General features: G+C 71.9%; 21 protein-coding genes and 1 pseudogene. 12 read left to right on the top strand and 10 right to left on the bottom strand.

Going from position 1 to position 25,327, the window contains the following annotated elements; all coding sequences use genetic code 11:
* Positions 1-154 precede the first annotated feature (154 nt).
* From AB0E07_RS19050 to AB0E07_RS19035, 4 genes are all read left to right on the top strand, one after another.
* Positions 155-952, top strand: a complete 798-nt coding sequence (locus AB0E07_RS19050) for an AAC(3) family N-acetyltransferase (protein ID WP_362252920.1) — start codon at positions 155-157, stop codon at positions 950-952.
* 81 nt (positions 953-1,033) lie between these two features.
* Entirely contained in the window at positions 1,034-1,957 is a 924-nt protein-coding gene (locus AB0E07_RS19045) for an ABC transporter ATP-binding protein (protein WP_362252917.1), read from the top strand.
* Between the two features lie 47 nt (positions 1,958-2,004).
* Positions 2,005-2,721 carry an ABC transporter permease gene (locus AB0E07_RS19040; protein WP_362253318.1) on the top strand — a complete coding sequence of 239 codons (717 nt, stop codon included), beginning with the start codon at positions 2,005-2,007 and terminating at the stop codon, positions 2,719-2,721.
* 45 nt (positions 2,722-2,766) lie between these two features.
* Positions 2,767-3,786 carry a COX15/CtaA family protein gene (locus AB0E07_RS19035; protein ID WP_362252914.1) on the top strand — a complete coding sequence of 340 codons (1,020 nt, stop codon included), beginning with the start codon at positions 2,767-2,769 and terminating at the stop codon, positions 3,784-3,786.
* On the opposite strand, the gene AB0E07_RS19030 is transcribed toward AB0E07_RS19035, so the two are convergent.
* The 4 genes from AB0E07_RS19030 to AB0E07_RS19015 all read right to left on the bottom strand — a co-directional run bounded on the left by AB0E07_RS19030 (position 3,744) and on the right by AB0E07_RS19015 (position 7,057).
* Complete coding sequence (locus AB0E07_RS19030; RefSeq protein ID WP_362252912.1) at positions 3,744-4,478, bottom strand: nucleotidyltransferase domain-containing protein; 735 nt, start codon at positions 4,476-4,478, stop codon at positions 3,744-3,746. The genes AB0E07_RS19035 and AB0E07_RS19030 overlap by 43 nt on opposite strands.
* Before the next feature lie 18 nt (positions 4,479-4,496).
* A complete protein-coding gene (locus AB0E07_RS19025) occupies positions 4,497-5,603 on the bottom strand; it encodes an amidohydrolase family protein (RefSeq protein WP_362252910.1) in 1,107 nt (368 codons plus the stop codon).
* A gap of 112 nt (positions 5,604-5,715) precedes the next feature.
* On the bottom strand, positions 5,716-6,048 hold the full coding sequence (locus AB0E07_RS19020) for a hypothetical protein (protein WP_362252907.1): 333 nt from the start codon (positions 6,046-6,048) through the stop codon (positions 5,716-5,718).
* Positions 6,049-6,103: 55 nt separating this feature from the next.
* Complete coding sequence (locus tag AB0E07_RS19015) at positions 6,104-7,057, bottom strand: heme o synthase (protein ID WP_362253315.1); 954 nt, start codon at positions 7,055-7,057, stop codon at positions 6,104-6,106.
* Between the two features lie 355 nt (positions 7,058-7,412).
* Here AB0E07_RS19015 and tkt point away from each other — a divergent pair, with 355 nt between their 5' ends.
* The 5 genes from tkt to pgl are packed head-to-tail and all read left to right on the top strand — an operon-like array spanning position 7,413 to position 14,050.
* The gene (tkt, locus tag AB0E07_RS19010) at positions 7,413-9,500 is read left to right on the top strand and encodes a transketolase (protein WP_362252904.1); all 2,088 of its coding nucleotides are present in this window, start codon (positions 7,413-7,415) and stop codon (positions 9,498-9,500) included.
* A gap of 33 nt (positions 9,501-9,533) precedes the next feature.
* Entirely contained in the window at positions 9,534-10,652 is a 1,119-nt protein-coding gene (tal, locus tag AB0E07_RS19005) for a transaldolase (RefSeq protein WP_362252901.1), read from the top strand.
* A gap of 4 nt (positions 10,653-10,656) precedes the next feature.
* On the top strand, positions 10,657-12,195 hold the full coding sequence (gene zwf / locus AB0E07_RS19000; RefSeq protein ID WP_362252898.1) for a glucose-6-phosphate dehydrogenase: 1,539 nt from the start codon (positions 10,657-10,659) through the stop codon (positions 12,193-12,195).
* On the top strand, positions 12,192-13,271 hold the full coding sequence (gene opcA / locus AB0E07_RS18995) for a glucose-6-phosphate dehydrogenase assembly protein OpcA (RefSeq protein ID WP_362252895.1): 1,080 nt from the start codon (positions 12,192-12,194) through the stop codon (positions 13,269-13,271). The genes zwf and opcA overlap by 4 nt, the downstream gene beginning before the upstream one ends.
* Positions 13,268-14,050, top strand: coding sequence for a 6-phosphogluconolactonase (gene pgl, locus AB0E07_RS18990; RefSeq protein WP_362252892.1), 783 nt, complete (start codon positions 13,268-13,270; stop codon positions 14,048-14,050). The genes opcA and pgl overlap by 4 nt, the downstream gene beginning before the upstream one ends.
* 173 nt (positions 14,051-14,223) lie before the next feature.
* Here pgl and AB0E07_RS18985 read toward each other — a convergent pair whose 3' ends face one another.
* The 5 genes from AB0E07_RS18985 to AB0E07_RS18965 all read right to left on the bottom strand — a co-directional run bounded on the left by AB0E07_RS18985 (position 14,224) and on the right by AB0E07_RS18965 (position 20,817).
* The gene (locus AB0E07_RS18985; protein ID WP_362252889.1) at positions 14,224-15,063 is read right to left on the bottom strand and encodes a carbohydrate ABC transporter permease; all 840 of its coding nucleotides are present in this window, start codon (positions 15,061-15,063) and stop codon (positions 14,224-14,226) included.
* On the bottom strand, positions 15,060-16,421 hold the full coding sequence (locus tag AB0E07_RS18980; protein WP_362252886.1) for a sugar ABC transporter permease: 1,362 nt from the start codon (positions 16,419-16,421) through the stop codon (positions 15,060-15,062). The genes AB0E07_RS18985 and AB0E07_RS18980 overlap by 4 nt, the downstream gene beginning before the upstream one ends.
* Before the next feature lie 6 nt (positions 16,422-16,427).
* Complete coding sequence (locus AB0E07_RS18975) at positions 16,428-17,753, bottom strand: ABC transporter substrate-binding protein (RefSeq protein WP_362252881.1); 1,326 nt, start codon at positions 17,751-17,753, stop codon at positions 16,428-16,430.
* Between the two features lie 38 nt (positions 17,754-17,791).
* On the bottom strand, positions 17,792-19,402 hold the full coding sequence (locus tag AB0E07_RS18970) for a glycoside hydrolase family 13 protein (protein WP_362252878.1): 1,611 nt from the start codon (positions 19,400-19,402) through the stop codon (positions 17,792-17,794).
* A 143-nt stretch (positions 19,403-19,545) separates the two neighbouring features.
* A complete protein-coding gene (locus AB0E07_RS18965) occupies positions 19,546-20,817 on the bottom strand; it encodes an ABC transporter substrate-binding protein (protein WP_362252875.1) in 1,272 nt (423 codons plus the stop codon).
* 125 nt (positions 20,818-20,942) lie between these two features.
* On the opposite strand from AB0E07_RS18965, the gene AB0E07_RS18960 reads away from it, so the two are divergent.
* From AB0E07_RS18960 to AB0E07_RS18950, 3 genes are read left to right on the top strand one after another with little or no spacing between them, the layout of a single operon-like run.
* Complete coding sequence (locus AB0E07_RS18960) at positions 20,943-21,458, top strand: PadR family transcriptional regulator (RefSeq protein ID WP_351929251.1); 516 nt, start codon at positions 20,943-20,945, stop codon at positions 21,456-21,458.
* Complete coding sequence (locus AB0E07_RS18955; protein ID WP_362252871.1) at positions 21,455-22,207, top strand: ABC transporter ATP-binding protein; 753 nt, start codon at positions 21,455-21,457, stop codon at positions 22,205-22,207. The genes AB0E07_RS18960 and AB0E07_RS18955 overlap by 4 nt, the downstream gene beginning before the upstream one ends.
* Positions 22,208-22,246: 39 nt before the next feature.
* Positions 22,247-24,520 carry an FtsX-like permease family protein gene (locus tag AB0E07_RS18950; RefSeq protein WP_362252868.1) on the top strand — a complete coding sequence of 758 codons (2,274 nt, stop codon included), beginning with the start codon at positions 22,247-22,249 and terminating at the stop codon, positions 24,518-24,520.
* Positions 24,521-24,604: 84 nt separating this feature from the next.
* On the opposite strand, the pseudogene AB0E07_RS18945 reads toward AB0E07_RS18950, so the two are convergent.
* A pseudogene (locus AB0E07_RS18945) lies at positions 24,605-25,327 on the bottom strand (glucose-6-phosphate isomerase); the annotation flags it as partial.

Below are 25,327 nucleotides of genomic sequence, written 5' to 3'. Positions count from 1 at the left end.
TCCTCAGAGTCGGGCAAGCCGCGTCCGGACCCTCCGACGGTGCCCTGCGTCACTTAGGTATACCTAATCTGACCTGGGCAAACGATCTTTGATCGATCAAACGACAAGGTAATCCGGTGGCGCCCCGGGCCCCCTTCGGGAACACTCCCGAGGCATGCCCACACCCCCTCCGACCGGCCCACTTGTCACCCGGACGACCGTCGCGGACGGCCTCGGCGAGCTGGGGGTCATACCCGGCGAAACCCTCCTCGTGCACTCCTCGCTCAGCTCGCTCGGCTGGGTCTGCGGCGGAGCCGTCGCCGTCGTCCAGGGACTGCTGGACGCGCTGGGTCCCGACGGCACCCTCGTGGTCCCCGCCCAGTCCGGCGACCTCTCCGACCCCGCGGTCTGGTCGAACCCCCCGGTGCCCGAGGAGTGGTGGGAGACCGTCCGCGCCTCGATGCCCGCCTACGACCCGCGCGTGACCCCCACCCGCGGCGTGGGCGTGATCCCGGAGACGGTACGGACCTGGCCCGGCGCCCGGCGCAGCGCCCATCCGCAGACCTCGTTCGCCGCCGTCGGACCGCGCGCGGCAGAGCTGCTCGACGGGCACGCCGCCGACTGCCGGCTGGGCGAGCGGAGCCCGCTGGCCCGGCTGGAGGCGCTCGGCGCCCGGGTACTGATGCTCGGCGCCGGCTACGACACCTGTACGAGCTTCCACCTGGCCGAGTACCGCATTCCCACGCCGACGGTGAAGGTGGGCCGCCCCGGGCCGGCGGGCTGGGAGACGGTCACCGAGGTGTCGATCAGCTCCGAGCGCTTCGACGAGCTGGGGCACGACTTCGAACGGGACCGTCCGGTGCGGCGCGGCCAGGTCGGCGCGGCCGAGGCCCGGCTCTTCCCGGTGGCGGACGCGGTGGCGTACGCGCGGCGCTGGCTGGAGATCCACCGGCCCCGCGCCGAGGAGTTCTGAACCCTCCCCCACTCTCGGCTCCGCTCGGGCGGGGGCACCCCCGGGTCCGGGCGGCCGGGCGGCTCCCTAGACTCTTGAGCCATGCGAACTGAGCCCGTGGTCCAGGTGCAGGCCCTGGTGAAGCGGTACGGCACGAAGACCGCGGTGGACGGCCTGGACCTGGTGGCCCGGGCGGGGGTGACCGCCGTGCTCGGCCCCAACGGCGCGGGCAAGACCACCACCGTCGAGACCTGCGAGGGGTACCGCACGCCCGACTCCGGGACCGTGCGGGTCCTCGGCCTCGACCCGGTCCGGCAGTCCGGGGAGCTGCGCCCCAGGATCGGCGTCATGCTCCAGTCCGGGGGTGTGTACTCGGGCGCCCGCGCCGACGAGATGCTCCGCCACGTGGCCCGGCTGCACGCCCACCCGCTGGACGTGGACGCCCTGATCGAGCGGCTGGGCCTGGGCGGCTGCGGCCGCACGAGCTACCGGCGCCTGTCCGGCGGACAGCAGCAGCGGCTCGCGCTGGCGATGGCCGTGGTGGGACGACCGGAACTGGTGTTCCTGGACGAGCCGACGGCCGGCCTCGACCCGCAGGCCCGTCGGTCCACCTGGGACCTGATCCGGGACCTGCGCGCGGACGGCGTGTCGGTGATCCTCACCACGCACCACATGGACGAGGCCGAGCAGCTCGCCGACGACGTGGCGATCATCGACGCGGGCCGGGTCGTCGCGCAGGGCTCCCCCGAGGAGCTGTGCCGCGGCGGCGCCGAGAACACCCTGCGCTTCACCGGCCGCCCCGGCCTCGACGTCGCCTCCCTGCTGAAGGCGCTGCCCGCCGACAGCACGGCCGCCGAGGTGACCCCGGGCTCGTACCGGGTGGCCGGCAAGGTCGACCCCCAGCTGCTCGCCACGGTCACCTCCTGGTGCGCGCAGCACGGGGTGATGCCGGACCGCATCTCGGTGGAACGGCACACCCTGGAGGACGTCTTCTTGGAACTCACCGGCAGGGAGCTGCGTTCGTGACCGCGGGTACCTACACCCCGAAGCCCGGAGCCGCGCCGCTCCCCCGCATGATCATGGCCCAGGCCGCGCTGGAGACGAGGATGCTCCTGCGCAACGGTGAGCAGCTGCTGCTCACCGTGGTGATCCCGACGCTGCTGCTGGTCCTGTTCAGCACCGTGGACGTCGTGGACACCGGCGAGGGCGAGTCCGTCGACTTCCTCGCCCCCGGCATCCTGGCGCTCGCCGTGATGTCGACGGCGTTCACCGGGCAGGCCATCGCCACCGGCTTCGAGCGGCGCTACGGCGTCCTGAAGCGGCTGGCCTCCTCCCCGCTGCCGCGCTGGGGCCTGATGACGGCGAAGACCCTGTCGGTGCTGGTCACCGAGGTGCTCCAGGTGCTGCTGGTGACGGTGATCGCGCTGTCCCTCGGCTGGGACCCGAAGGGCGGCCCGGTGGCCGTGGCGCTGCTGCTGGTGCTGGGCACGGCCGCGTTCTCGGGGCTCGGTCTGCTGATGGCGGGCACCCTGAAGGCGGAGGCCACGCTGGCCGCCGCCAACCTGGTCTTCCTGCTGCTGCTCGTCGGCGGCGGGGTGGTCGTGCCGCTGGACAAGTTCCCGCAGGCGGCCCAGGACGTGCTCGGTCTGCTGCCCATCACGGCCCTGTCGGAGGGACTGCGGGACGTGCTCCAGCACGGGGCCGCGATGCCCTGGGGCGACCTGGGGATCCTCGCGGTGTGGGCGGTCGTGGGCCTGGCCGCGGCGGGGAAGTTCTTCCGCTGGGAGTGAGCCGGGCGGGACCCTCGTGAACGCGTGCACAAACCCGGGCCTACGATGGTCCGCGTGCCGAATCTGAACCGCGCCGACGCCATCGCGGCCGTGCGCAACCCGCTCGCCTTCATCGCCGCACGCTGGACCCCGGATCCGAGGACGGTTCAGCGGGCGGCCCTCGCCGCGCTCGTCATGTCGGTGGTCATCGTGATCACCGGCGGCGCGGTGCGGCTGACCGGCTCGGGCCTCGGCTGCCCGACCTGGCCCAAGTGCACCGAGGACTCGATCAACAACACCGCCGAGATGGGCATCCACGGCTACATCGAGTTCGGCAACCGGATGCTGACCTACGTGCTGTGCGCCGCCGTCGGGTGGGCGATCATCGCCGCGCGCTCCGAGAAGCCGTACCGGCGCGGCCTGACCCGGCTGGGCTGGGCGCAGTTCTGGGTGGTGATGGGCAACGCGATCCTCGGCGGGATCGTGGTGCTGGTCGGCCTGAACCCCTACACGGTCGCGGCGCACTTCCTGCTGTCCTCGGCGCTGATCGCGGTCGCCACGGTGATGTGGCAGCGCACCCGGGAGGGCGACGAGGCACCGCGCCCGCTGGTCGGCAGGTCGGTGAGCCAGCTGGTCTGGGTCCTGGTCGCGGTGACCGTGCTGCTGATCGCGGCCGGCACCGTCGTCACCGGCGCCGGACCGCACGCGGGCGACTCCAGCGAGGTCGAGCGGATGCCGCTGGACTGGGAGAACGTGAGCAAGCTGCACGCGGTCCTGGCGTGGATCGTGGTGACGCTGACCTTCGCCCTGTGGTTCGTGCTCAAGGCGGTCGACGCGCCCCGCGGCCCGCTGGCCCGCACCCGTGACCTCTTCCTGGTCCTGCTGGGCCAGGGCGTCATCGGCTACGTCCAGTACTTCACCGACCTCCCCGAGATCCTGGTCGGCGCCCACATGTTCGGCTCCTGCCTGGTGTGGATCGCGACCCTGCGGGTGCTGCTGTCCCTGCGGGAACGGCCGGAGACCGAGCTCCCCGGGATCCCCCCTCAGGCCGACGTGGTGAGCGCGTCGATGGCGGGCCCCAGGTAGTCCCGGGTCAACCGGGCCCGGCGCGCCGTCCACTCCCCGGTCGGCGGCGCGGGATCGCCGTAGCGGCGTCGTCGGATGTCGTCGACGACCTCGACCGGGGCGCCGAGTCCGGGCAGCAGGTCCAGGGCCTCACCCTTGGAGATCAGCCGTCCTTCGCGCGCGGTGACCGTGGCGCGGGCAAGGGTGATCATTCCGAGGTCGACCCAGACCTCCTGGGTCCACAGCCGGGCCTCTCCGACGGCGGGCCGCCAGAACTCCCGCTGATCGCGTACGACGAACGCGCTCAGTTCACGGTCCGGGACCGCCGGCAGCAGCCCGGTGGGGCCGCGCCCGTGCAGGACCCGTCCGAAGGTGTGCAGCTCGCGCCGGGTCACGGGGGTGACCGGTCGTCGGAAGAGCCGCTGGTGAGCCCAGGTCAGATGGCCGCGCCCGGCATCGTGCGCCGTGTCCGGCGTGAGGTACGTGCAGTGGAGCTTCGCCGCGAGCGGCTCGGCACGCAGCCGGGCGTGCAGCAGGGCGAGCCTCCACACGACGCCCGGGGTCAGGGGACGGGGCAGCACCGCGATCAGATCCAGGTCGCTGCGGCCCTCCTGGTAGTCGCCGCCGGCGAGGGAGCCGTGGGCCCAGACGGCCTCCGGGGCCAGAGGCGTCAGAGCGCGGACGAAGTGGTCGAGCAACTCCTCGGTCTCCATCCGCCCAGTCTGTCCGGCTCACTCCAGCCCGTACACCCGCCGGGCGTTGCCCGCCGCGATCAGGCCGGCCACCCGTTGCGCGTCCGTCAGCGACCAGGCGCCCTCCGCGACCCAGGTGCCGAGCACCCGGCCCAGGGCCTCGCGGAAGAGGCGGGCGCCGACGACGTGCAGTTCGGGGAGTTCCTGGGCGCCGGTGGAGAAGAGGATCTTGCCGAAGGGGGCGAGTTCCAGGATCTCCGCCAGTACGGTCGCGGCCCGGGCGCCGGTGCGGACCAGAGCGGCGCCGGAGTCGGCGTAGACGTGCGGGAAGACGCCGGCCAGATGGGCGGCGTGCCGGTGGTAGGGGTAGCCGTGCAGCAGGATCAGGTCGGTGCCGAGTCCGGCCGTGGCGCGGACGAAGTCGGTGAGCAGCACCGGGTCCGTGCGGTCGATGCGCAGGCCCGGCTCGCCCAGCCCCGCGTGCAGTTGCAGCGGCAGCCCGGAGGCGACCGCGCTCCACAGCAGGTGCCGTAACAGCACCGGGTCGGTCAGTTCACCGCCCACCCGGCGCCCGGCCAGCCAGCGCCCGGCGGCGCCGCGCACCTCGCCCGGTCCCGGCGGTTCGGGGGCCAGCGCCAGTCCGTGCCGTACCCCCGCGATGGAGGTGAAGGCGACGGCGTGGCCGGCGGCGGCGTGCACCGACTCGGCGAGATTGGCGAGGAAGGACTCCACGGTCCCGGAGGTGTCGGCGACCTGCTCCGCGAGGAGTTCCAGACGGACGATCTCGTGCGCCCGCGCCTGGCCGGCCGTGGCCAGTTCCTCGGGTCCGGTGAGGTCGCCGGGGAGACCGGTGTCGACCAGGTAGGTGGTGATGCCGCTGCCGCGCAACAGCCGCCGGCCCGCCTCCAGTACGCCGAGTTCACGACGGCGGGCCAGATAGCGGGCGGGCGGACAGTGCGGTTCCAGACCGAGCAGCGGAGGGCACCAGCGCCGTACGGCGAAGCCCGTCTGGGTGTCGAAGAGGGTGGTGCCGGGCGCCGGCGGACCCTCGGTGCGGGCGAGCCGGGCCTCGAAGGTGCCGAGGCCCAGCTCCGTGCGCAGCACCCCGTGGCAGTACTGGTCCACGAGGGACGGCGTTTCGATCATCCGGCACTCCCGTGCTCGCCTTTACAGGGCTTAACGGGTGAACCGGGGTTCAGGTGTGGGGGCGCGGGCGGCTTCCTCGACGCGGGCGGCTTCCTCCGCGCGGGCGGCTTCCTCAGCCGTTGCTCGGGCCGCCGATCTGGATCCCGGCCATCCGGGACCACTCGTACGGGCCGGTCCGCAACTTCGCGGCGAACTCGCCGTCGAATTCCTCGTGAACGGTGATGCCCGCCTTGCGCACCGCCTCTTCGGCGATCGGATACGTGGGGGCCACCAGGTTGCCCCACTCGCCGTCCGCGCCGACCAGGGCGATCCGGGCACCGCGCTCGCCGAGGTAGGCCACCTGGCCCTCGGCGCCGCCGTGTGCCTTGGAGAAGGCGCCGATCTGCTTTGCCAGCTTGGCCGCCCGGCGCTCGGCCTTCGCGTCAACCGCTTGCGTGTCTGCCATGGCCAGGATGCTACCGACGGGTAGATCGATCCGCGACGGCGGGGCGGAGTGACCCTTACCTCAGGAAGGGGTCCACCGCGACCGCGACGAAGAGCAGCGAGACATAGGTGATGGACCAGTGGAACAGCCGCATCTCCTTCAGCTTCGCGCCCGTCACCTCGGCCTTCGCCCGGTTCTGCAGGGCGTGCGCCTCCCACAGCCACCAGCCGCCCGCCACCAGGGCGACCAGCGTGTAGAACCAGCCGGTGTAGCCGAGCGGGGTCAGCAGCAGCGAGACCGCGACCATGACCCAGCTGTAGAGCACGATCTGCTGGGCGACGGCCTTGTTGGAGGCGACGACCGGGAGCATCGGCACGCCCACCCGGGCGTAGTCGTCCTTCACCTTCATGGACAGCGGCCAGTAGTGCGGCGGCGTCCAGAAGAACATCACCAGGAAGAGGATGACCGGCGCCCACGACAGCGAGTTCGTGACCGCGGACCAGCCGATCAGCACCGGCATGCAGCCCGCGATGCCGCCCCAGACGATGTTCTGCGAGGTACGGCGCTTGAGGATCATCGTGTAGACGACGACGTAGAAGAGGAGCGCGCCGAGGGCGAGCCAGGCGGACAGCCAGTTGACGGCGAGGCCGAAGAGCAGGGTGGAGACGACCGCCAGGGTGATGCCGAAGGCGAGGCACTCGCGCGGGCTGACCATGCCGGTGACCAGCGGGCGCTGCGAGGTGCGGTCCATCAGCGCGTCGATGTCACGGTCGAACCACATGTTCAGCGCGTTGGCGCCGCCCGCGGAGAGGTAGCCGCCGAGGCAGGTCAGCAGCACGAGCCCCAGATCGGGCACGCCCTGCTCCGCCAGGAACATCACCGGCACGGTGGTGATCAGCAGCAGCTCGATGATCCGCGGCTTGGTCAGCGCGACGAACGCCATGACCCGGGCCCCGATCGGCCGCCGCATCGGGCTCTGGCTCGTCCCGACAATCCCCGGTGGACGGGATTCAACGGCCGTCACGCACACCCCTGACAGAGACATCCCAGCAAGCCCGCCCGTGTGAAGTCCGGGTAAAGGCTCGCGCGTACCACGCCACTGTAGACGTTGCCCAGACCCGGACATTCGCGGGGGTGGCCTCGTGTTGGGGAGCACCGCCGGAAGAGCCGATCGACACTCGATTGAGCACTCGTTCGAGCGGCTCCGTATTCACTTGCCGAACATGGAACGGGCCAGTCGGGAGGCGGATACCGGCGAGTCCCGGCAGTCTGGAATGACTCGAAAAAACGCACGTACATACGGGGGTAGGCTCGACAACGTCCGGGGCGCCCCGTGCACCGGCATTCGACAATGCGTGACATGTGGAGAGGAGCCCTGACCCAGGGTGAGCACCAAGCCGACCACCACAGACCTCGAGTGGACCGAGCTGGACCAGCGGGCCGTTGACACCGCCCGCGTCCTGGCCGCCGACGCCGTACAGAAGGTCGGCAACGGCCATCCCGGTACGGCGATGAGCCTTGCGCCCGCCGCGTACACCCTCTTCCAGAAGGTGATGCGGCACGACCCCGCGGACGCGGACTGGGTCGCCCGGGACCGCTTCGTGCTGTCCGCGGGACACTCGTCCCTGACCCTCTACACCCAGCTCTACCTGGCCGGCTTCGGCCTGGAGCTGGACGATCTGAAGTCGTTCCGGACCTGGGGCTCCAAGACGCCCGGTCACCCGGAGTACGGCCACACCGTCGGCGTCGAGACCACCACGGGCCCGCTCGGCCAGGGTGTCGCCAACGCGGTGGGCATGGCGATGGCCGCCCGCTACGAGCGCGGTCTGTTCGACCCGGAGGCTCCCACCGGCGAGTCGCCCTTCGACCACCACATCTTCTGCGTCGCCGGTGACGGCTGCCTCCAGGAGGGCATCTCCGCCGAGGCGTCCTCGCTCGCCGGCCACCAGCGGCTGGGCAACCTGATCCTGCTGTGGGACGACAACCACATCTCGATCGAGGGCGACACGGAGACGGCCGTCTCCGAGGAGGTCACCGCCCGGTACGAGGCCTACGGCTGGCATGTGCAGCGCGTCGAGCCGCAGGCCAACGGCGACCTCGACCCGGCCGGGATCTTCGAGGCCGTGCAGAAGGCCAAGGCCGTCACCGACCGGCCGTCCTTCATCGCGATGCGCTCGATCATCGCCTGGCCGGCCCCGAACGCCCAGAACACCGAGGCCGCGCACGGCTCGGCGCTCGGCGACGACGAGGTCGCGGCGACCAAGCGGGTCCTCGGCTTCGACCCGGAGCAGAGCTTCGAGGTCTCCGACGAGGTCATCGGCCACACCCGCCAGGCGCTGGAGCGCGGCCGTCAGGCCAAGGCGGAGTGGGAGAAGTCCTTCCAGGAGTGGCGCAGCAACAACCCGGAGCGGGCCGCCGAGTTCGACCGGATCAACGCCGGCGAGCTGCCCAAGGGCTGGGAGTCCGCCATCCCGGTCTTCGAGCCCGGCAAGGGTGTCGCCACCCGTGCCGCGTCCGGCAAGGTGCTCCAGGCGCTCGGCCCGGTCGTCCCGGAGCTGTGGGGCGGCTCGGCCGACCTGGCCGGCTCCAACAACACGACGATCGACAAGACGTCGTCGTTCCTCCCCGCGGACAACCCGCTGCCGGAGGCCGACCCCTACGGCCGCACGATCCACTTCGGTATCCGCGAGCACTCCATGGCCGCGGAGATGAACGGCATTACGCTGCACGGCAACACCCGCGTCTACGGCGGCACCTTCCTGGTGTTCTCCGACTACATGCGCAACGCCGTACGTCTGTCGGCCCTGATGCACCTGCCGGTGACGTACGTGTGGACGCACGACTCCATCGGTCTCGGTGAGGACGGCCCGACCCACCAGCCGGTCGAGCACCTCGCCTCGCTGCGCGCGATCCCGGGTCTGAACGTGGTCCGCCCCGCGGACGCCAACGAGACCGCCATCGCCTGGCGAGAGATCCTCAAGCGGTACACGAAGGTCTTCGGCAAGGGTGCCCCGCACGGCCTGGCGCTGACCCGTCAGGGTGTGCCGACCTACGAGCCCAACGAGGACGCGGCCAACGGCGGTTACGTCCTGTTCGAGGCTTCGACGGGGACGCCCGAGGTGATCCTGATCGCCACCGGTTCCGAGGTGCACGTGGCCGTGGAGGCGCGTGAGCGGCTGGAGGCCGACGGGGTCGCGACGCGCGTCGTGTCGATGCCCTGCGCGGAGTGGTTCGAGGAGCAGGACCAGGGGTACCGGGACAGCGTCCTGCCGCCCTCGGTCAGGGCGCGTGTCGCGGTGGAGGCCGGTATCGGGCTCACCTGGCACAAGTACGTCGGGGACGCCGGCCGCATCGTTTCCCTGGAGCACTTCGGTGCTTCGGCCGACGGCAAGGTGCTCTTCGAGGAGTACGGCTTCACTGCCGAGAACGTGGCCGCCCAGGCGCGGGAGTCCCTCGCCGCCGCCCGGCGCTGACGCCGACATACGACACGTAGGAGATGTAATTCCATGACAGACGCACTCAAGCGCCTCTCCGAAGAAGGCGTCGCGATCTGGCTGGACGACCTGTCGCGCCAGCGGATCACGTCCGGCAACCTCGCCGAGCTGATCGACCAGCAGCACGTCGTGGGCGTCACCACCAACCCGACCATCTTCCAGAAGGCGATCTCGTCGGGCGACGGTTACGAGCAGCAGCTCGCCGACCTCGCCGCCCGCAAGGTCACCGTCGAGGAGGCGGTCCGCATGATCACCACGGCGGACGTCCGGGACGCCGCCGACATCCTGCACCCGGTCTTCGAGGCGACCGGCGGGCAGGACGGCCGGGTGTCGATCGAGGTCGACCCGCGGCTCGCCCACCACACCCGGGCGACCGTGGCCGAGGCCAAGCAGCTGGCCTGGCTGGTCGACCGCCCCAACACCCTGATCAAGATCCCGGCCACCAAGGCGGGTCTGCCGGCGATCACCGAGGTGATCGGCAACGGCATCAGCGTCAACGTGACCCTGATCTTCTCGCTGGAGCGGTACCGCGAGGTCATGGACGCGTACATCGCGGGTCTGGAGAAGGCCCGGGAGAAGGGGCTCGACCTGTCCCTGATCCACTCGGTGGCGTCCTTCTTCGTGTCCCGGGTGGACACCGAGATCGACAAGCGGATCGACGCGCTGGGCACCGACGAGGCCAAGGCCGCGCGTGGCAAGGCCGGCGTCGCCAACGCGCGCCTGGCCTACCAGGCGTACGAGGAGGTGTTCGCCACCGACCGCTGGAACGCGCTGGAGAAGGCGGGCGCCAACAAGCAGCGTCCGCTGTGGGCCTCCACCGGCGTCAAGGACCCGGCCTACAAGGCGACCCTGTACGTCGACGAGCTGGTCGCGCCGAACACGGTCAACACGATGCCGGAGGCGACCCTCCGGGCGACCGAGGAGGGCGGCCGGATCCGCGGCAACGCGGTGGCCGGCACCTACGAGCAGTCCCGCGCCGAGCTCGACGCCGTCGAGAAGCTCGGGATCGCGTACGACGACGTGGTGCAGCTGCTGGAGGACGAGGGCGTCGAGAAGTTCGAGGCGTCCTGGAACGACCTGCTCAAGTCGACCGAGGCGGAGCTGGAGCGCCTCGCCCCCTCGGAGGGCTGACACCTTGGCCCCCATTTCCGGTTCCGGAGCGAATCCGCTCCGTGACCCCGCCGACCGACGGCTCCCGCGCATCGCGGGGCCGTCGGGCCTGGTGATCTTCGGCGTCACGGGCGATTTGTCACGAAAGAAGCTCATGCCCGCGGTGTACGACCTCGCGAACCGGGGTCTGCTGCCGCCGGGCTTCTCGCTGGTCGGCTTCGCCCGGCGGGAGTGGGCCCACGAGGACTTCGCACAGGAGGTCCACGACGCGGTCAAGGAGCATGCCCGCACCCCCTTCCGCGAGGAGGTCTGGCACCAGCTCATCCAGGGCATGCGGTTCGTCCAGGGCACGTTCGACGACGACGAGGCGTTCGAGCGGCTGCGCGGCACCATCGAGGAGCTGGACAAGGCACAGGGCACGGGCGGCAACTTCGCCTTCTACCTGTCCGTGCCGCCGCGCTCCTTCCCGGTGGTCATCCAGCAGCTCAAGAAGCACGGCCTCGCCGACCAGACGGGCGGCTCCTGGCGGCGCGCGGTCATCGAGAAGCCCTTCGGGCACGACCTCACCTCGGCCGAGGAACTCAACCAGGTCGTGCACGAGGTCTTCGCCCCCGACCAGGTCTTCCGGATCGACCACTACCTGGGCAAGGAGACCGTCCAGAACATCCTGGCGCTGCGGTTCGCCAACACGATGTTCGAGCCGATCTGGAACCGGTCCTTCGTGGACCACGTCCAGATCACGATGGCCGAGGACATCGGCATCGGCGGCCGGGCCGGCTACTACGACGGCATCGGCGCGGCCCGGGACGTCATCCAGAACCACCTGCTCCAGCTGATGGCGCTCACCGCCATGGAGGAGCCCGCCTCCTTCGACGCGGACGCGCTGGCCGCGGAGAAGACCAAGGTGCTCGGCGCGGTACGGCTGCCGAAGGAGCTGGGCCGGGACACCGTGTTCGGGCAGTACGCGGCGGGCTGGCAGGGCGGCGAGAAGGCGGTCGGGTACCTCCAGGAGGAGGGCATCGACCCCAAGTCGAAGACCGACACCTACGCCGCGATCAAACTGTCGGTGGACAACCGCCGCTGGGCGGGCGTCCCCTTCTACCTGCGCACCGGCAAGCGGCTGGGCCGCCGGGTCACCGAGATCGCGGTGGTCTTCCAGCGGGCCCCGCACTCCCCCTTCGACCACACGGCGACGGAGGAGCTGGGCAAGAACGCGATCGTGATCCGCGTCCAGCCGGACGAGGGCGTCACGGTCCGCTTCGGGTCCAAGGTGCCGGGCACCTCGATGGAGATCCGGGACGTGTCCATGGACTTCGCCTACGGCGAGTCCTTCACGGAGTCCAGCCCGGAGGCGTACGAGCGGCTCATCCTGGACGTCCTGCTCGGCGACTCCAACCTCTTCCCGCGCACCGAGGAGGTCGAGCTGTCCTGGAAGATCCTCGACCCGATCGAGCAGTACTGGGACAAGCACGGCGCACCGGCCCAGTACCCGGCCGGTACCTGGGGTCCCGTCGAGGCGGACGAGATGCTGGAGCGAGACGGACGGAGCTGGCGCCGGCCATGAAAACAGACCTGACGGACACCACGGCCAGCAAGATCAACAAGGCTCTCGTGAAGGGGCGCCGGGCGATCGGCACCCCTGCCGTCGGCATGGTGCTCACGCTGGTCATCGTCACGGACGAGGAGAACGCGTACGACGCGCTCAAGGCCGCGAACGACGCCTCGCGCGAGCACCCCTCGCGCACGATCGTGGTCATCAAGCGCGTCTCGCGTTCGCCCCGCGACCGTACGAAGTCCCGCCTGGACGCCGAGGTGCGGGTGGGCGCGGACGCGGGCACCGGCGAGACGATCGTGCTGCGCCTGTACGGCGAGGTCGTCGACCACGCCCAGTCGGTGGTCCTGCCGCTGCTGCTGCCGGACGCCCCGGTCGTGGTCTGGTGGCCGGTGAACGCGCCGCTCGACCCGGCCAGCGACCCGCTGGGCGCGCTCGGCCAGCGCCGGGTGACCGACACCTACGCCTCCGAGCAGCCCGTACGGGACCTGGAGGCCCGCTCGGGCACCTACACCCCCGGTGACACGGACCTGTCGTGGACCCGCATCACGCCCTGGCGCTCGATGCTGGCCGCGGCCCTGGACCAGGTCGTGTGCGAGGTCAAGGGCGTCGAGGTGGAGGGCGAGGAGTTCAACCCGAGCTGTGAGCTGCTGGCGATGTGGCTCGCGGACCGGCTGGACGTCCCCGTCAAGCGGTCGCTGTCCTCGGGCCCCGGTCTGACGGCGGTACGGATGGCCACCGACTGCGGCCCGATCGTCCTGGACCGGGCGGACGGCTCGCTGGCCACCCTGTCCATCGAGGGCCAGCCGGACCGCTCGGTCGCGCTGAAGCGGCGGGAGACCGCCGAGCTGATCGCGGAGGAGCTGCGCCGGCTGGACCCGGACGACACCTACGCCTCGGCGCTGCGGTTCGGCGTGGGGCGGCTGAACGCGGGCATCGCGGAGCAGGTCCGCGCCGAGGAGCCGGCGGCTTCGGCTCCCGTCGAGGCGGCTCCGGCCGAGGCGGAGGCGGAGGCGGCCGAGCCGGCTCCGGCGCCGGCCCGGAAGGCAGCGAAGAAGGCTCCGGCGAAGAAGGCGGCGGCGAAGTGAGCACTCCGCAGCTGGTCGTGCACCGCGACAAGGAGCTGATGGCGCAGGCCGCGGCGGCCCGGCTGATCACGAGGATCGTGGACGCCCAGGCCTCCCGGGGCTACGCGTCCGTGGTCCTCACCGGCGGCCGCAACGGCAACGGGCTGCTGGCCGCGCTGGCCGCCGCCCCGGCCCGGGACGCCGTCGACTGGGGGCGTCTGGACCTGTGGTGGGGCGACGAGCGGTTCCTGCCCGAGGGCGACCCGGAGCGCAATGTCACGCAGGCCCGTGAGGCCCTGCTGGACGCGGTGCCCCTGGATCCGAAGCGGGTGCACGCGATGCCCGCCTCGGACGGGCCGCTCGGTGCGGACGCGGAGGCCGCCGCGGCCGCGTACGCCGACGAGCTGGCCCGTGCGGCGGGCCCGGAGAACCATGGGTCCGTGCCCGTCTTCGACGTCCTGATGCTGGGCGTCGGTCCGGACACGCATGTCGCGTCGCTGTTCCCGGAGCTGCCCGCGGTCCGGGAGACCGAGCGGACGGTGGTCGGGGTGCACGGCGCGCCGAAGCCCCCGCCCACCCGGATCACCCTCACCCTCCCGGCGATCCGGGCGGCCCGTGAGGTGTGGCTGCTGGCGGCCGGCGAGGACAAGGCGGAGGCCGCGGCCATCGCCCTGTCGGGTGCCGGTGAGATCCAGGCGCCGGCGGCGGGCGCGTACGGCAGGCAGCGCACCCTGTGGCTCCTGGACGCGGCAGCGGCCTCCCAGCTGCCGCGCGCACTGTACCCACCGGCCTCGGCGTGAGCCGGGGGCGGAGCCCAGGGGGCTCCGCCCCCTGAACCCCCGCTCCTCAAACGCCGGAGGGGCTGGATTCAGCCCGTCCGGCGTTTGAGGACGAGGCCCTTTCGGGGCCGAACGGGGGTCTGGGGGCGGAGCCCCCAGGGGGCGGGACGGGAAGGGGCGGCGGGGGTGGAAACCTACTTCACCGAACCCGCCATCACCCCCTGCACGAAGTGCCGTTGGAAGGCGAAGAACACGATCACCGGCACGATCAGCGAGACGAAGGCCCCCGGCGCCAGTACGTCGATGTTGCTGCCGAACTGACGTATCTGGGACTGGAGTTCCACGGTCAACGGCTGAGACGCACTGTCCGCGAAGAGCAGCGCGACCAGCATGTCGTTCCACACCCACAGGAACTGGAAGATCGCGAGGCTGGCGATGGCCGGCCGCCCGACCGGCAGCACCAGCCGCGTGAAGATCCGCCACTCCCCGCCGCCGTCCATCCGCGCGGCCTCCAGCATCTCCTTGGGCAGCTCGGCGAAGTAGTTGCGCAGCAGGAACACCGCGAACGGCAGCCCGTAGGCGACGTGGAAGAGCACCACCCCGGGGATCGTGCCGAACAGCCCGAGCTGACCGAAGAGTTTGGCCACCGGCAGCAGGCCGATCTGCACCGGCACCACCAACAGCGCGACCACGACCAGGAAGACCGCGTCCCGGCCGGGGAAGTCCAGCCAGGCGAAGGCGTATCCGGCGAGCGCGGCGAGGACCACCACCAGCACGGTCGTCGGCACCGAGATCAGCACGGTGTTCCAGAACGCCCGGGTGATGCCCGCGTTCTCCAGCAGCGCCGAGTAGTTGTCCAGGGACAGCTGGCCGGGACTGGTGAACACCGTCCACCAGCCGCCGCGCGCGGTGTCCTCGGCGGACCTCAGCGAGGACATCAGCAGCCCGGCGAGCGGGGTGACCCAGACCAGCGAGACCAGCACCAGGAAGACCTGCACCGCACCGCTGCCGAGGGCCCGGCGGATCACGTTCATCGCTGACTCCTTCGGAAGCGGCGGAGGTTGAAGACCATGGCGGGCACGACGAGCAGCAGCAGGAGCACGCCGAGGGCGCTGCCGAGGCCCTGGTCGTTGCCGCCGCCGAAGGAGACCAGCCACATCTGGGTGGCGAGCACCGTGGCGTCCTCCTGCACCGGTCCCGGCGCGATGATGTAGACGAGGTCGAAGACCTTCATCACGTTGATCACCAGGGTCACGAAGACCACGGTCAACACGGGCGCGAGCAACGGCACGGTGATCCGCCGGAAGATCTGCCACTCGTTGGCGCCGTCCATCCGCGCGGCCTCCAGCGCGTCCCTCGGCAGGGTCGCCAGACCGGCGCCGATCAGGACCATGGCGAACCCGGTCCAGATCCACAGGTACGCCCCGATGATCGCCGGGGTGACGAGCACCGGCCCGAGCCAGGAGATCCCCTCGTACGGCGCGGCGAAGTTCGACGCCGGGAGCCGTAGCTCGTACGGGCCGCGGTCCAGGTCCGCGAAGCGGAAGGAACCGTCGGAGGCGGTGGTCGCGGTCGCGGCGGTACGACCGTCGCGCACCGCCTCCACCTGGACCCCGGGCAGCCCGCTCTCCTGCGGATCGACCTCGCCCTGCCGTCCTCCGCCGCCGCGGGTGAAGTCCAGGTAGACGACGCCGCTCAGCTCACCGGGGACGGCCGGGCGGGCGGCCGCACCCCGGGCGGGTTCGGTACCGGCGGGGAGTTCCGCGGGCGGGACGCCGACCAGGCCGAGGGTGACGCTCTCGCCCGGTGCGACGCTCCCGCTCGTGCGGTACGAGCCGTCGGCGGCCCTGAGCAGGCCCTGGCCCTCCCGGGCGCGGGCGGTGGGGTAGGGCGAGGTGCCCCGGACGGCGTCGTGCACGGAGACCACGGCGGCGTTGAGGACGCCCTTGTCCGGGTCCTCGTCGTAGGCGAGCCGGAAGACGATGCCGGCGGCCAGGAAGGACACCGCCATCGGCATGAACAGCAGCAGTTTGAACGCGGTGGCCCAACGGACCTTCTCCACCAGCACGGCCAGGATCAGGCCGAGCCCGGTGAGCAGGGCCGGGGCCACCACCACCCAGATCGCGGTGTTGCGGACGGCCTTGAGGGTGGCGGGGTCGCGGAACATCTCCGTGTAGTTGTCGCCGCCCACGAACCGGGTGCCGGAGGCGTCGAAGAAGCTGCGGCCGACGGAGAACAGCACGGGGTAGACGACGAGCGCGCCGAGCAGCAGCAGCGCGGGGAGGGCGAACAGGAGGGCGACGATCCGTCCGCGTCGCCTCAGGCGCCGGGCCCGCTCGGGGAGCGGGACGGGCGGCGGCGGGTTCGTCTCCTTGACGAGGGTCGCGGTCATGGCGCGTCAGTCCTTGTACGCCTTGGCCGCCGCGGCCTCCAGCTTCGCCGCGGTCGCCTCGGGGTCGGCGGGGTCGCGCAGGAAGTCCTGGAGGATCTTCCACTCGCCGGTGCCCTTGGTGCCGCCGAAGGCCGCGGGTGCCTGGTCGGACATGTCGAAGCGGACCGAGTCCCCGGCTGCTATGAGGGACTTGGCGGTGGCGCGGGTGACGGCGTCGCTGTAGGCGGAGGGGTCGACCTTCTTGTTCGGGGAGAGGAATCCGCCCGCGTCGGCCCATACGGCGGCGGCCTCCGGGGTGGCGAGGAACTCCACCAGCGCCTGGGCGGCCTCGCGGTTCTTGCCGTCCTTCAGGACGACGGCGGCGTCCCCGCCGCTGACCACGGGCGCCTCGCCGTCGCCGACCGCCGGGAAGGGGAAGAAGTTGGCGTCGTCGCCGATGGTCCTGCCGAACTGGTCCTTGGCGACACCGGCCACGAAGTCGCCCTCGTAGACCATGCCGGCCTCGGCCTTCGGTCCGAAGACCTGCTCGACGGAGCCCGGGAAGTCGGTGTTGAGGGCGCCGTCCCGGCCGCCGGCGATGAGCCGTTCGTCCTTGAAGAGGGTGCCGAGGGTGGTGAGCGCCTCGACGACGCTGGCGTCCGTCCACTTCAGCTCGTGGGCGGCGAGGGCGTCGTACTTCTCGGGTCCGGCCTGGGAGAGGTAGACGTTCTCGAACCAGTCGGTGAGGGTCCAGCCGTCCTGGCCCGCGACGGAGAACGCGGCGAGCCCGGAGTCGGAGACGGTCCGGCCGGCCTTCAGCATCGCGTCGAAGGTCCGCGGCGGCTCCACTCCGGCCTGGTCGAGGGCGTCGGGGCTGTACCAGACGGTCGACTTGTGAGCGGCCTTGAAGTAGAGGCCGTAGAAGGCGCCGTCGACGCTGCCGTAGTCCTTCCAGACGCTCGCGAAGCCGGCGTCGACCGCGCTCTCGGTCTTCTCGGACAGCGGTTCGAGCCAGCCCTGCTCGGCGAACTGCTTGAGCACGCCGACCTGCGGGACGAGCACCACGTCGGGGGCGTTGCCGCCCTCGATCTTGCTGCCGACGACCGTGGAGACGTTGTCCCCGGTGGAGACGAACCGGGTCTTGGCGCCGGTCTGCTCGGAGAAGGCGTCGAGCACCTTCTGGAAGTTCTTCTGCTCGCTGCCGGACCAGACCCCGGCGACGGTGACGGTCTGGCCGCCGAGTTCCTGGTCGCCGCCGCCCGCGGAGACGGGTCCGCCGCCGCAGGCGGTCGCGCCGAGCGCCAGGACGAGGGCGGTGCAGCTCATCAGCAGGGTGGAGCGTCGTCGCATCATCGTTGATGTCCCTTCGGAGATGGGGAGTTGACGGAAAATCAGAGGTCGCCGATCCACCAGGCCGCGGTGGATCCGGGCAGGACGCCGGCCGGGCAGGGGCCGCTGGACAGGAGCGGGGTGCCGGAGACCGGTGCGGGGGCGGGAGCCGTACCGAAGTTGACGGCGCACACCACCCCGTCGCCCCGGGTGAAGGCGAGCACGCCCGGCCCGGAGTCCAGCCAGCGCAGCTCCCCCTCGCCCAACTGGGGCAGGGAGGAACGCAGTTGCAGGCCGTCGCGGTACAGGTGCCAGAAGGAGCGGGTGTCGGCGAGGGCCCGGTCGGTGGCGTGCTCGGCGAACCAATCCGGCTGGGGCAGCCAGGGCCGGGCGCCGTCGGCACCGGAGGTGAAGCCGAACGGTGAGGCCTGGCCCGACCAGGGCAGCGGCACCCGGCAGCCGTCGCGGATCCGGGCCCTGCTGCCGGTGCGCCGGAAGATGGGGTCGGTGAGCACGTCGTCGGGCAGGTCGACGACCTCGGGCAGCCCCAGTTCCTCGCCCTGGTAGATGTACGCGGCCCCGGGCAGCGCCAGCATCAGCAGGGCGGCGGCGCGGGCGCGGGCGGCGCCGAGTCCGCTCCCCTCGGTGGCGGGTTCGCCGTAGCGGGTGACGGTGCGGACCTGGTCGTGGTTGTTGAGGACCCAGGTGACGGTGGATCCGGTCCCGGCGATGTCCTGCATGGCCTCGGAGATGACCTTGCGGAAGGCGTCCGCGTCCCAGGCCGCGCCGAGCAGGTCGAAGAAGAACGCCTGGTGGAGTTCGTCGGGGCGGACGTACCGGGCGTGCTCGCGCGCGGTCGGCACGGACACCTCGCCGACCAGGAGCCGTTCACGGCCGTCGCGCGCGGTGTACTCCTCGCACACGGCCCGCCAGTGCCGCCACACCTCGTGCACCTCGGGCTGGTTCCAGGCGAGCGGGTTGACCGAGTCACGGGTGCGGGCATCGGCCTCCGGGTCGTCGGAGTCGGGCAGCTCGGGGTGCTTGTAGAGGCCGGCGGCGACGTCGATACGGAAGCCGTCGACGCCGCGGTCGAGCCAGAACCGGAGCGTGCGCTCGAAGTCGGCGCCGACCTCGGGGTCGCGCCAGTTCCAGTCGGGCTGCTCCGGGGTGAACAGGTGCAGGTACCACTGGCCGTCGTCGACCCGGGTCCAGGCCGGGCCGCCGAACATGGCGTGCCAGTTGTTGGGCGGTTCGGCGCCGTCCGGGCCGCGGCCGTCGGCGAAGTGGAAGCGGGCGCGGGCGGCGCTGCCGGGGGCGGAGGCGAGCGCGGCGCGGAAGGCCGGGTGCTCGCTGGAGCAGTGGTTGGGGACGATGTCCAGCAGCACCTTGACGCCGAGCCGCCGGGCGGCCGCCATCAGCAGGTCGAACTCGGCGAGGTCGCCGAAGAGGGGGTCGACGTCGCGGTAGTCGGCGACGTCGTAGCCGTGGTCGTGCTGCGGCGAGGGGTAGAAGGGGCTCAGCCAGATCCCGTCGACGCCGAGCTTCTTCAGGTAGGGCAGTCCGGCCCGGACCCCGGCGAGATCGCCGACGCCGTCGCCGGTGCTGTCCAGGAAGCTGCGGACGTACACCTGATAGATCACCGCGTCACGCCACCAGCGGTACTTACTCAACATGTATGCATGTTAGGTAGGCGTGTCCGAGGGGTGTCAATGAAAAGAACGCAGGCTACCGATGGGTTGGGGTGCCAAATGCGGACTTAGTATCCCGCTCGGCAGTCAGATGAGATGCGCGCGTTACCTAACAAGTAACTATTGAGCTATCGAGCGGAGACGGCGGCGAGCTCGCGCGCCAGTCGGCGCACCGCCCCGGCGGGCGTGGTGCGCCCCGTCATCGCGTCCCGCACGACCGCCTGGACCACCAGGCTGACCTGGTCGTAGCGCGGGCTCTTGGGGCGCGGAGCGGCCGTGAGCACGCTCTCGCGCAGGGTCGGCAGATACGGGAACGCCCGTATCAGCTCGGGGTCCTCGTAGAGGGCGGCCCGCACCGGTGGCAGCGCGCCCCGCGTGAGGACCTGGCGCTGGACGCGCTCACTGGTCAGGTACGCCATCAGCCGGGCGGCGGAGTCGGGGTGCCGGGCATGCGCGGAGACGGCCAGGTTGGAGCCGCCGAGCACACTGGTGCCCGGTCCGTCGGGCCCCGGCAGCGGCACCGCGCCTACCTTCCCGGCGACCGGTGAACCCTCCGCGGAGGCGACGACGTAGGCGTAGGGCCAGTTGCGCAGGAAGAGCAGCCGGCCCTCCTGGAAGGCCGCCTTGGACTCCTCCTCCTTGTAGGACAGGGCCCGTTCGGGGATCCAGCCCTCGCGCACCCCGCGCGCCAGGAAGCCGATGCCCTCGCGGGCGGCGGCCGAGTCGACGGTGACCCGCTCGCCCTCACCGCCGAGGATGGAGCCGCCCGCCGAGTACACCGCCTCGGCCGCGTTGACGGTCAGCCCCTCGTAGGGCAGGAACTGGCCCGCGTAGCCGTCCAGTCCGTGCCTCGGCGCGACGGTCCGCGCCAGCCGTTCCAGCTCGGCCCAGGTGCGCGGCGGCCGTTCGCCCTCGGCGGCCAGGACGTCCTTGCGGTACAGCAGCAGGCCGGCGTTGGTGACGTACGGGACGGCGTACAGCCGCCCGTCGTAGGTCGCCGTGTCCACGACCGGGGGCAGGAAGGACTCCAGCGGGAAGCGGTCCCGGGGCAGCGGGCGTATCCAGCCCGCCGCGGCGAACTCCGAGGTCCAGTTGACGTCGATGTTCAGCAGGTCGAAGCGGCCGCGGCCGTCGTCGCGCAGGTCGGTGGCCATCTGGGCGTGGGTGTCGTCGGCGGAGTCCGGCAGCTCGACGAGGGTGACCCGTTCACCGGGGTGGGCCCGGTTCCAGCCCTCCAGCAGCGGCCCCAGATACCCGGTGAGGTCCCCGGCGGTGGCCAGCGTGAGCGGCCCGCGCCCCTCGTCGGCGGCCCCCTGGGAGCGCACTCCGGAAGCCGCGTACCCGGTCAGCACCACGAGCAGGACGAGGAGGCCCCTACCGGCGGTGTGGATCCACCGCATAGGTTCCTCCCTGTACACCGGCACACGGGCGTCGTCGCCCGGGTCAGAGGCCATGTATACCTGTTAGGTATGCGCGATACTAGGGTCCGTCGCACATTACCGAAGGACCGAGGAGGACAGCACGAGTGCGCCTGCCCCTCCTGGCACTCCTCGCGCGCGGCCCCGCCCACGGCTACGAGCTCAAGCAGGACCTTGAGCAACTCCTGGGCTCGGCGTACCCTCAGCCGAACGTCGGCCAGATCTATGTCACCCTCGGCCGCCTCGAGAAGACGGGACTGATCGAGGGCGAGGACGTCGAGCAGTCCAGCCGGCCCAACAAGAAGGTCTACCACCTCACCGACGCCGGTCGGGAGGCGCTGAGCGTCTGGTTCGAGGACACCGAGGACGAGCCGCGGGTACGGGACGAGTTCTTCATGAAGCTGGCCCTCGCCCCCCGGACCGGTCTCGCCGACCAGATCGCTCTCATCAACCGGCAACGGCGTCAGTACCTCACCACCATGCGCACCCTCTCCAAGCTGGCCGCCGCCGAGGACCGCGACAACCGCATCGCCCATCTGCTCATCGAGGGCGCGATGCTGCATCTACAGGCCGATCTCGACTGGCTGGAGCGCTGCCAGGAGGAGCTGGAGGAGCTGGAATGAGCGACCGTCCCGCTCCCGTGCTGCACGCGCGGGGCCTGGTCAAGACACATCACGGCGAGGGCGCCCCGGCGCACGCCGTGCGCGGCGTCGATCTTGCCCTGGCGCCGGGCGAGTTCACGGCGGTCACCGGGCCGTCCGGCGCGGGGAAGTCGACTTTGCTGCATCTGCTGGGCGGGCTCCAGCGGCCGGACGCCGGCAGCATCCGTCTGGACGGCGCGTCCACGGACGGCTGGAGCGAGGCGCGCTGGGCGGTGGAGCGCAGGAAGCGCATCGGCGTCGTCTTCCAGTTCTTCAACCTGGTGTCGAACCTGTCGGTCGCCGACAACATCGAACTGCCCGCCCTGCTCGCCGGTGTCCCGCCCAGGAAGGCCCGCGCCGAGCGGGAGGAACTGCTGGACGGACTGGGCCTGACGGGCAAGGAGCGCAGCATGCCCGGCGAGCTGTCCGGCGGCGAGCAGCAGCGCGTCGCCCTGGCCCGGGCGCTGGTCAACCATCCGCCGCTGCTGCTGGCCGACGAACCGGCGGGCAGTCTGGACAGCCGGGGCACCCGCGAGGTGATGCGGCTGCTGTCCCGGTTCCACCAGCGCGGCCAGACGATCCTGCTGGTCACCCATGACGCCCGGCTGGCCAGCGCGGCGGACCGGGTGATCAGCTTCTTCGACGGCCGGATAGCCGACGACGCGGCCCTCGCCGACGACGCCCCGCCGCGCCGCGCCGGAACATCCGGCGTCCTGGAACTCAGGGACTGACATGCGGCCCCACGACGATCCCCGGGGAGCCTGAGCCGCATGCGAGCCACTCTGCGCTGGGCCCACTCCGATCTGCGCGCGCACCGCGGCGAGGCCCTGTTCCTGGTCCTCGCCACCGCGGGCGTCGTGCTCTCCCTGCTGCTGGCCACGGCCCTGTTCGGCTATGCCACCAACCCCTGGCAGCGCGTCTTCACCCAGTCCCGCGGCGCCCACGTCTGGCTGCACACGGCAGGCCCCACGGACGCCGGGAAGCTGACCGCCCTCGACGGCGTCGACGCCGTCGCCGGCCCCTACCTCACCGCCTCCGCGACCCTGGCCTCCCGCGGCGCCCGCGCCTCGGTGGAGCTGCGCGGCACCCCGGAGCTGCCCTCGGTGGGCCGCCCGCTGCTCACCGCCGGTCACTGGCTCGACCCGGCGGCGCCCGACGGTGTCGTCCTGGAGTCCGGCCTCGCCCGCACCCTGCTGGCCGCCCCCGGCGACACGCTCAAGCTGCCCGGCACCGCGCGCACCCTGACCGTGCTCGGCGTCGCCGACAGCGCGGAGCCCCGCTACCGGCCCGGCAGCCGGCCCGGACTGGTCTGGGCCCTGCCGTCCGCGGTCCGCGACCCGGGCGGGCAGGTCACCGGGCTGCGCCTGACCGACCCCGAGGACACCGACTACGCCGTCCAGCGCGCCGTGACCCTGCTGGGCGCCGGCGCGGTCGGCGAGGTCACCACCTGGCAGCAGGCACGCGCCGAGGCACAGGGCGACAACCGGCTGCTCGGCCAGGTGCTCGGACTCTTCGGACTGGGCGCGCTGATCGCCGCCGGTCTCGCCGTGCACGGGGCCATCGCCACCCGTATCCGCGGTCATCTGCGGGACATCTCGGTCCTGAAGGCCATCGGCTTCACGCCGGGCCAGGTCGTACGCGGCTATCTGCTCCAGCATCTCGCCTACGCCCTGCTGGGCGCCGTCGCCGCGGCCGCGCTCATCGAGGCGGTGGGCGACCGGTTCCCGGGGCGCCTCGGCGACGCGGTCGGGGTGTGGCAGGGGCTGCCCGGACACGCGGTGGCGCTGTTCGCCGTCCCGGTCTGCGCGGTGCTGTTCATCGCCGCGACGACCGGCCTCGCGGCCTGGCGCGCGGGGCGGGTGCCGCCGGTGCCGGTGCCCCGGCCGGCCGCTCCGGTGGGCGGCGGGCTGACCGGGCCGGTGCGGCGGATGCTGGGGCTGAGGCTGTCCCCCGCGCTGGTGCTGGGCTGGCACACCGCCTTCGCCCGCCGTCCGCGCACCCTCGCCACGGTCGCCCGGCTGACCCTGCCGCTGCTGCTGATCGTGGTGGCGCTCAGCGCGTGGAGCACCATCGACCGCTTCCGGAGCGAGCCCGAGCGGATCGGTCTGCCCACCGCGCTCACCGTGCACACCGACGCCGGCATCGGCGCCCGGGACGCCCGCGCGCTGCTCGCCCGCGATCCGCGGGTGGCGGCGGTCTACCCGGGTGTCGAGGTCGCCGCGCTGGTCCCCGGCCAGACCTCCACGATCGCCCTGCGCGGCCTCGGCACCCGCGCCGAGCCCTATCCGTACGCGCTGGCCGAGGGGCGTCCCGCGCTCGGCCGGGACGAGGCGGTCGCCGGGCAGGGGCTGCTGAACCTGCTGGACGCGCGGGTCGGGGACTGGGTGCGGATGACGGTGGGCGACCAGCCGCAGATCCTGCACATCGTCGGCCGCAGCATCGAGCCGGAGAACGCCGGGCGGGTGATCTCCACCTCGCTCGACACCCTGCGCGAGAACGACCCCGGGCTCGCCCCGAGCCGCTACGAACTGCGGCTGCGCCCCGGCTCGGACGCCTCCGCGGTCGCGGCCCGGCTCTCGGCCGCCGGACACGGGCACCTGGACGTGCACACCGTGCCCAATCCGGCCGACGGGCTCTCCCCGCTGCGCGGTGTGGTCGTCGGGCTGATCACCGTGCTGGCCCTGATCGGCCTGATCGAACTGCTCACGGCCATCGGCGGCCTGGTGCGCGAGGGCGAGCGGGACCTGCTGGCCCTGCGCGCGATCGGACTCTCACCGCGCCAGATCACGGGGATCACGGTCACCGCGACGGTGTGCACGACCCTGGCCGCGGTGGTGGCGGGCACGGCGCTGGGGGCGCCGCTCGGACGGTGGCTGATCGACGCGCAGAGCCGGTCGAGCGGGATCGGGGCCGGTGTGGCGGACGGTCCGTCCGCCGTGCTGCTGGTGGCGTTCGGCGCCGCCGCGGTACTCGGCGCGGCGGCGGTCGCCGCACTCCCCGCGGCCCGCGCCGTCCGCGGCCGGGTACCGCTGGAGGCGTGGTGAGCCGGTCCGGCCCGACGTGCCCGACGTGCCGTCAACTCCCGTACGGACCGTGAGCGGGCGGCTCCCTGCCGCCCGCTCGTGGGATCACCGTCCGCGCAGTTCGCGGTAGGCGTCGACCAGGGCGCGCGAGGAAGCGTCGAGGCCGGGGACCTCGGCGCCTTCGGTGAGGGCGGGTTCGACGCGCTTGGCGAGGACCTTGCCGAGTTCGACGCCCCACTGGTCGAAGGAGTCGATGTTCCAGACGGCGCCCTGGACGAACACCTTGTGCTCGTAGAGGGCGATGAGCTGGCCGAGGACCGAGGGGGTCAGCTCGCCGGCGAGGATCGTGGTGGTGGGGTGGTTGCCGTGGAAGGTCTTGTGGGCGACGAGTTCCTCGGGCACGCCCTCCGCGCGGACCTCGTCGGGGGTCTTGCCGAAGGCGAGGGCCTGGGTCTGGGCGAAGAAGTTCGCCATCAGCAGGTCGTGCTGGGCCTTCAGTTCCCCGCTCAGCTCGGCGACGGGGCGGGCGAAGCCGATGAAGTCGGCCGGGATCAGCTTGGTGCCCTGGTGGATGAGCTGGTAGTAGGCGTGCTGGCCGTTGGTGCCGGGGGTGCCCCAGACCACGGGCCCGGTCTGCCAGTCCACCGGCCGGCCCTCGCGGTCCACGGACTTGCCGTTGGACTCCATGTCCAGCTGCTGGAGGTAGGCGGTGAACTTCGACAGGTAGTGGCTGTAGGGCAGCACCGCGTGCGACTGGGCGTCGTGGAAGTTGCCGTACCAGATGCCCAGCAGGCCCAGCAGCAACGGTGCGTTGGCCTCGGCGGGGGC

It is taken from the genome of Streptomyces sp. NPDC048002 (genome assembly GCF_040653275.1).
Taxonomy (GTDB): Bacteria; Actinomycetota; Actinomycetes; order Streptomycetales; family Streptomycetaceae; genus Streptomyces.
The sequence above is the reverse complement of the archived record's forward strand: the minus strand, read 5'-3'. Positions and strand labels throughout refer to the sequence as shown.

Coding starts and splice junctions, on each gene's coding strand:
- AB0E07_RS19020 (WP_362252907.1), bottom strand. CDS start 6,048: ATGGCAGACACGCAAGCGGTTGACGCGAAGGCCGAGCGCCGGGCGGCC.
- opcA (WP_362252895.1), top strand. CDS start 12,192: ATGAAAACAGACCTGACGGACACCACGGCCAGCAAGATCAACAAGGCT.
- AB0E07_RS18980 (WP_362252886.1), bottom strand. CDS start 16,421: ATGACCGCGACCCTCGTCAAGGAGACGAACCCGCCGCCGCCCGTCCCG.
- AB0E07_RS19025 (WP_362252910.1), bottom strand. CDS start 5,603: ATGATCGAAACGCCGTCCCTCGTGGACCAGTACTGCCACGGGGTGCTG.
- AB0E07_RS18950 (WP_362252868.1), top strand. CDS start 22,247: ATGCGAGCCACTCTGCGCTGGGCCCACTCCGATCTGCGCGCGCACCGC.
- AB0E07_RS19030 (WP_362252912.1), bottom strand. CDS start 4,478: ATGGAGACCGAGGAGTTGCTCGACCACTTCGTCCGCGCTCTGACGCCT.
- AB0E07_RS19040 (WP_362253318.1), top strand. CDS start 2,005: ATGATCATGGCCCAGGCCGCGCTGGAGACGAGGATGCTCCTGCGCAAC.
- tal (WP_362252901.1), top strand. CDS start 9,534: ATGACAGACGCACTCAAGCGCCTCTCCGAAGAAGGCGTCGCGATCTGG.
- AB0E07_RS18955 (WP_362252871.1), top strand. CDS start 21,455: ATGAGCGACCGTCCCGCTCCCGTGCTGCACGCGCGGGGCCTGGTCAAG.
- AB0E07_RS19045 (WP_362252917.1), top strand. CDS start 1,034: ATGCGAACTGAGCCCGTGGTCCAGGTGCAGGCCCTGGTGAAGCGGTAC.
- AB0E07_RS19035 (WP_362252914.1), top strand. CDS start 2,767: ATGGTCCGCGTGCCGAATCTGAACCGCGCCGACGCCATCGCGGCCGTG.
- AB0E07_RS18970 (WP_362252878.1), bottom strand. CDS start 19,402: ATGTTGAGTAAGTACCGCTGGTGGCGTGACGCGGTGATCTATCAGGTG.
- AB0E07_RS18975 (WP_362252881.1), bottom strand. CDS start 17,753: ATGATGCGACGACGCTCCACCCTGCTGATGAGCTGCACCGCCCTCGTC.
- AB0E07_RS18985 (WP_362252889.1), bottom strand. CDS start 15,063: ATGAACGTGATCCGCCGGGCCCTCGGCAGCGGTGCGGTGCAGGTCTTC.
- AB0E07_RS18965 (WP_362252875.1), bottom strand. CDS start 20,817: ATGCGGTGGATCCACACCGCCGGTAGGGGCCTCCTCGTCCTGCTCGTG.
- AB0E07_RS19050 (WP_362252920.1), top strand. CDS start 155: ATGCCCACACCCCCTCCGACCGGCCCACTTGTCACCCGGACGACCGTC.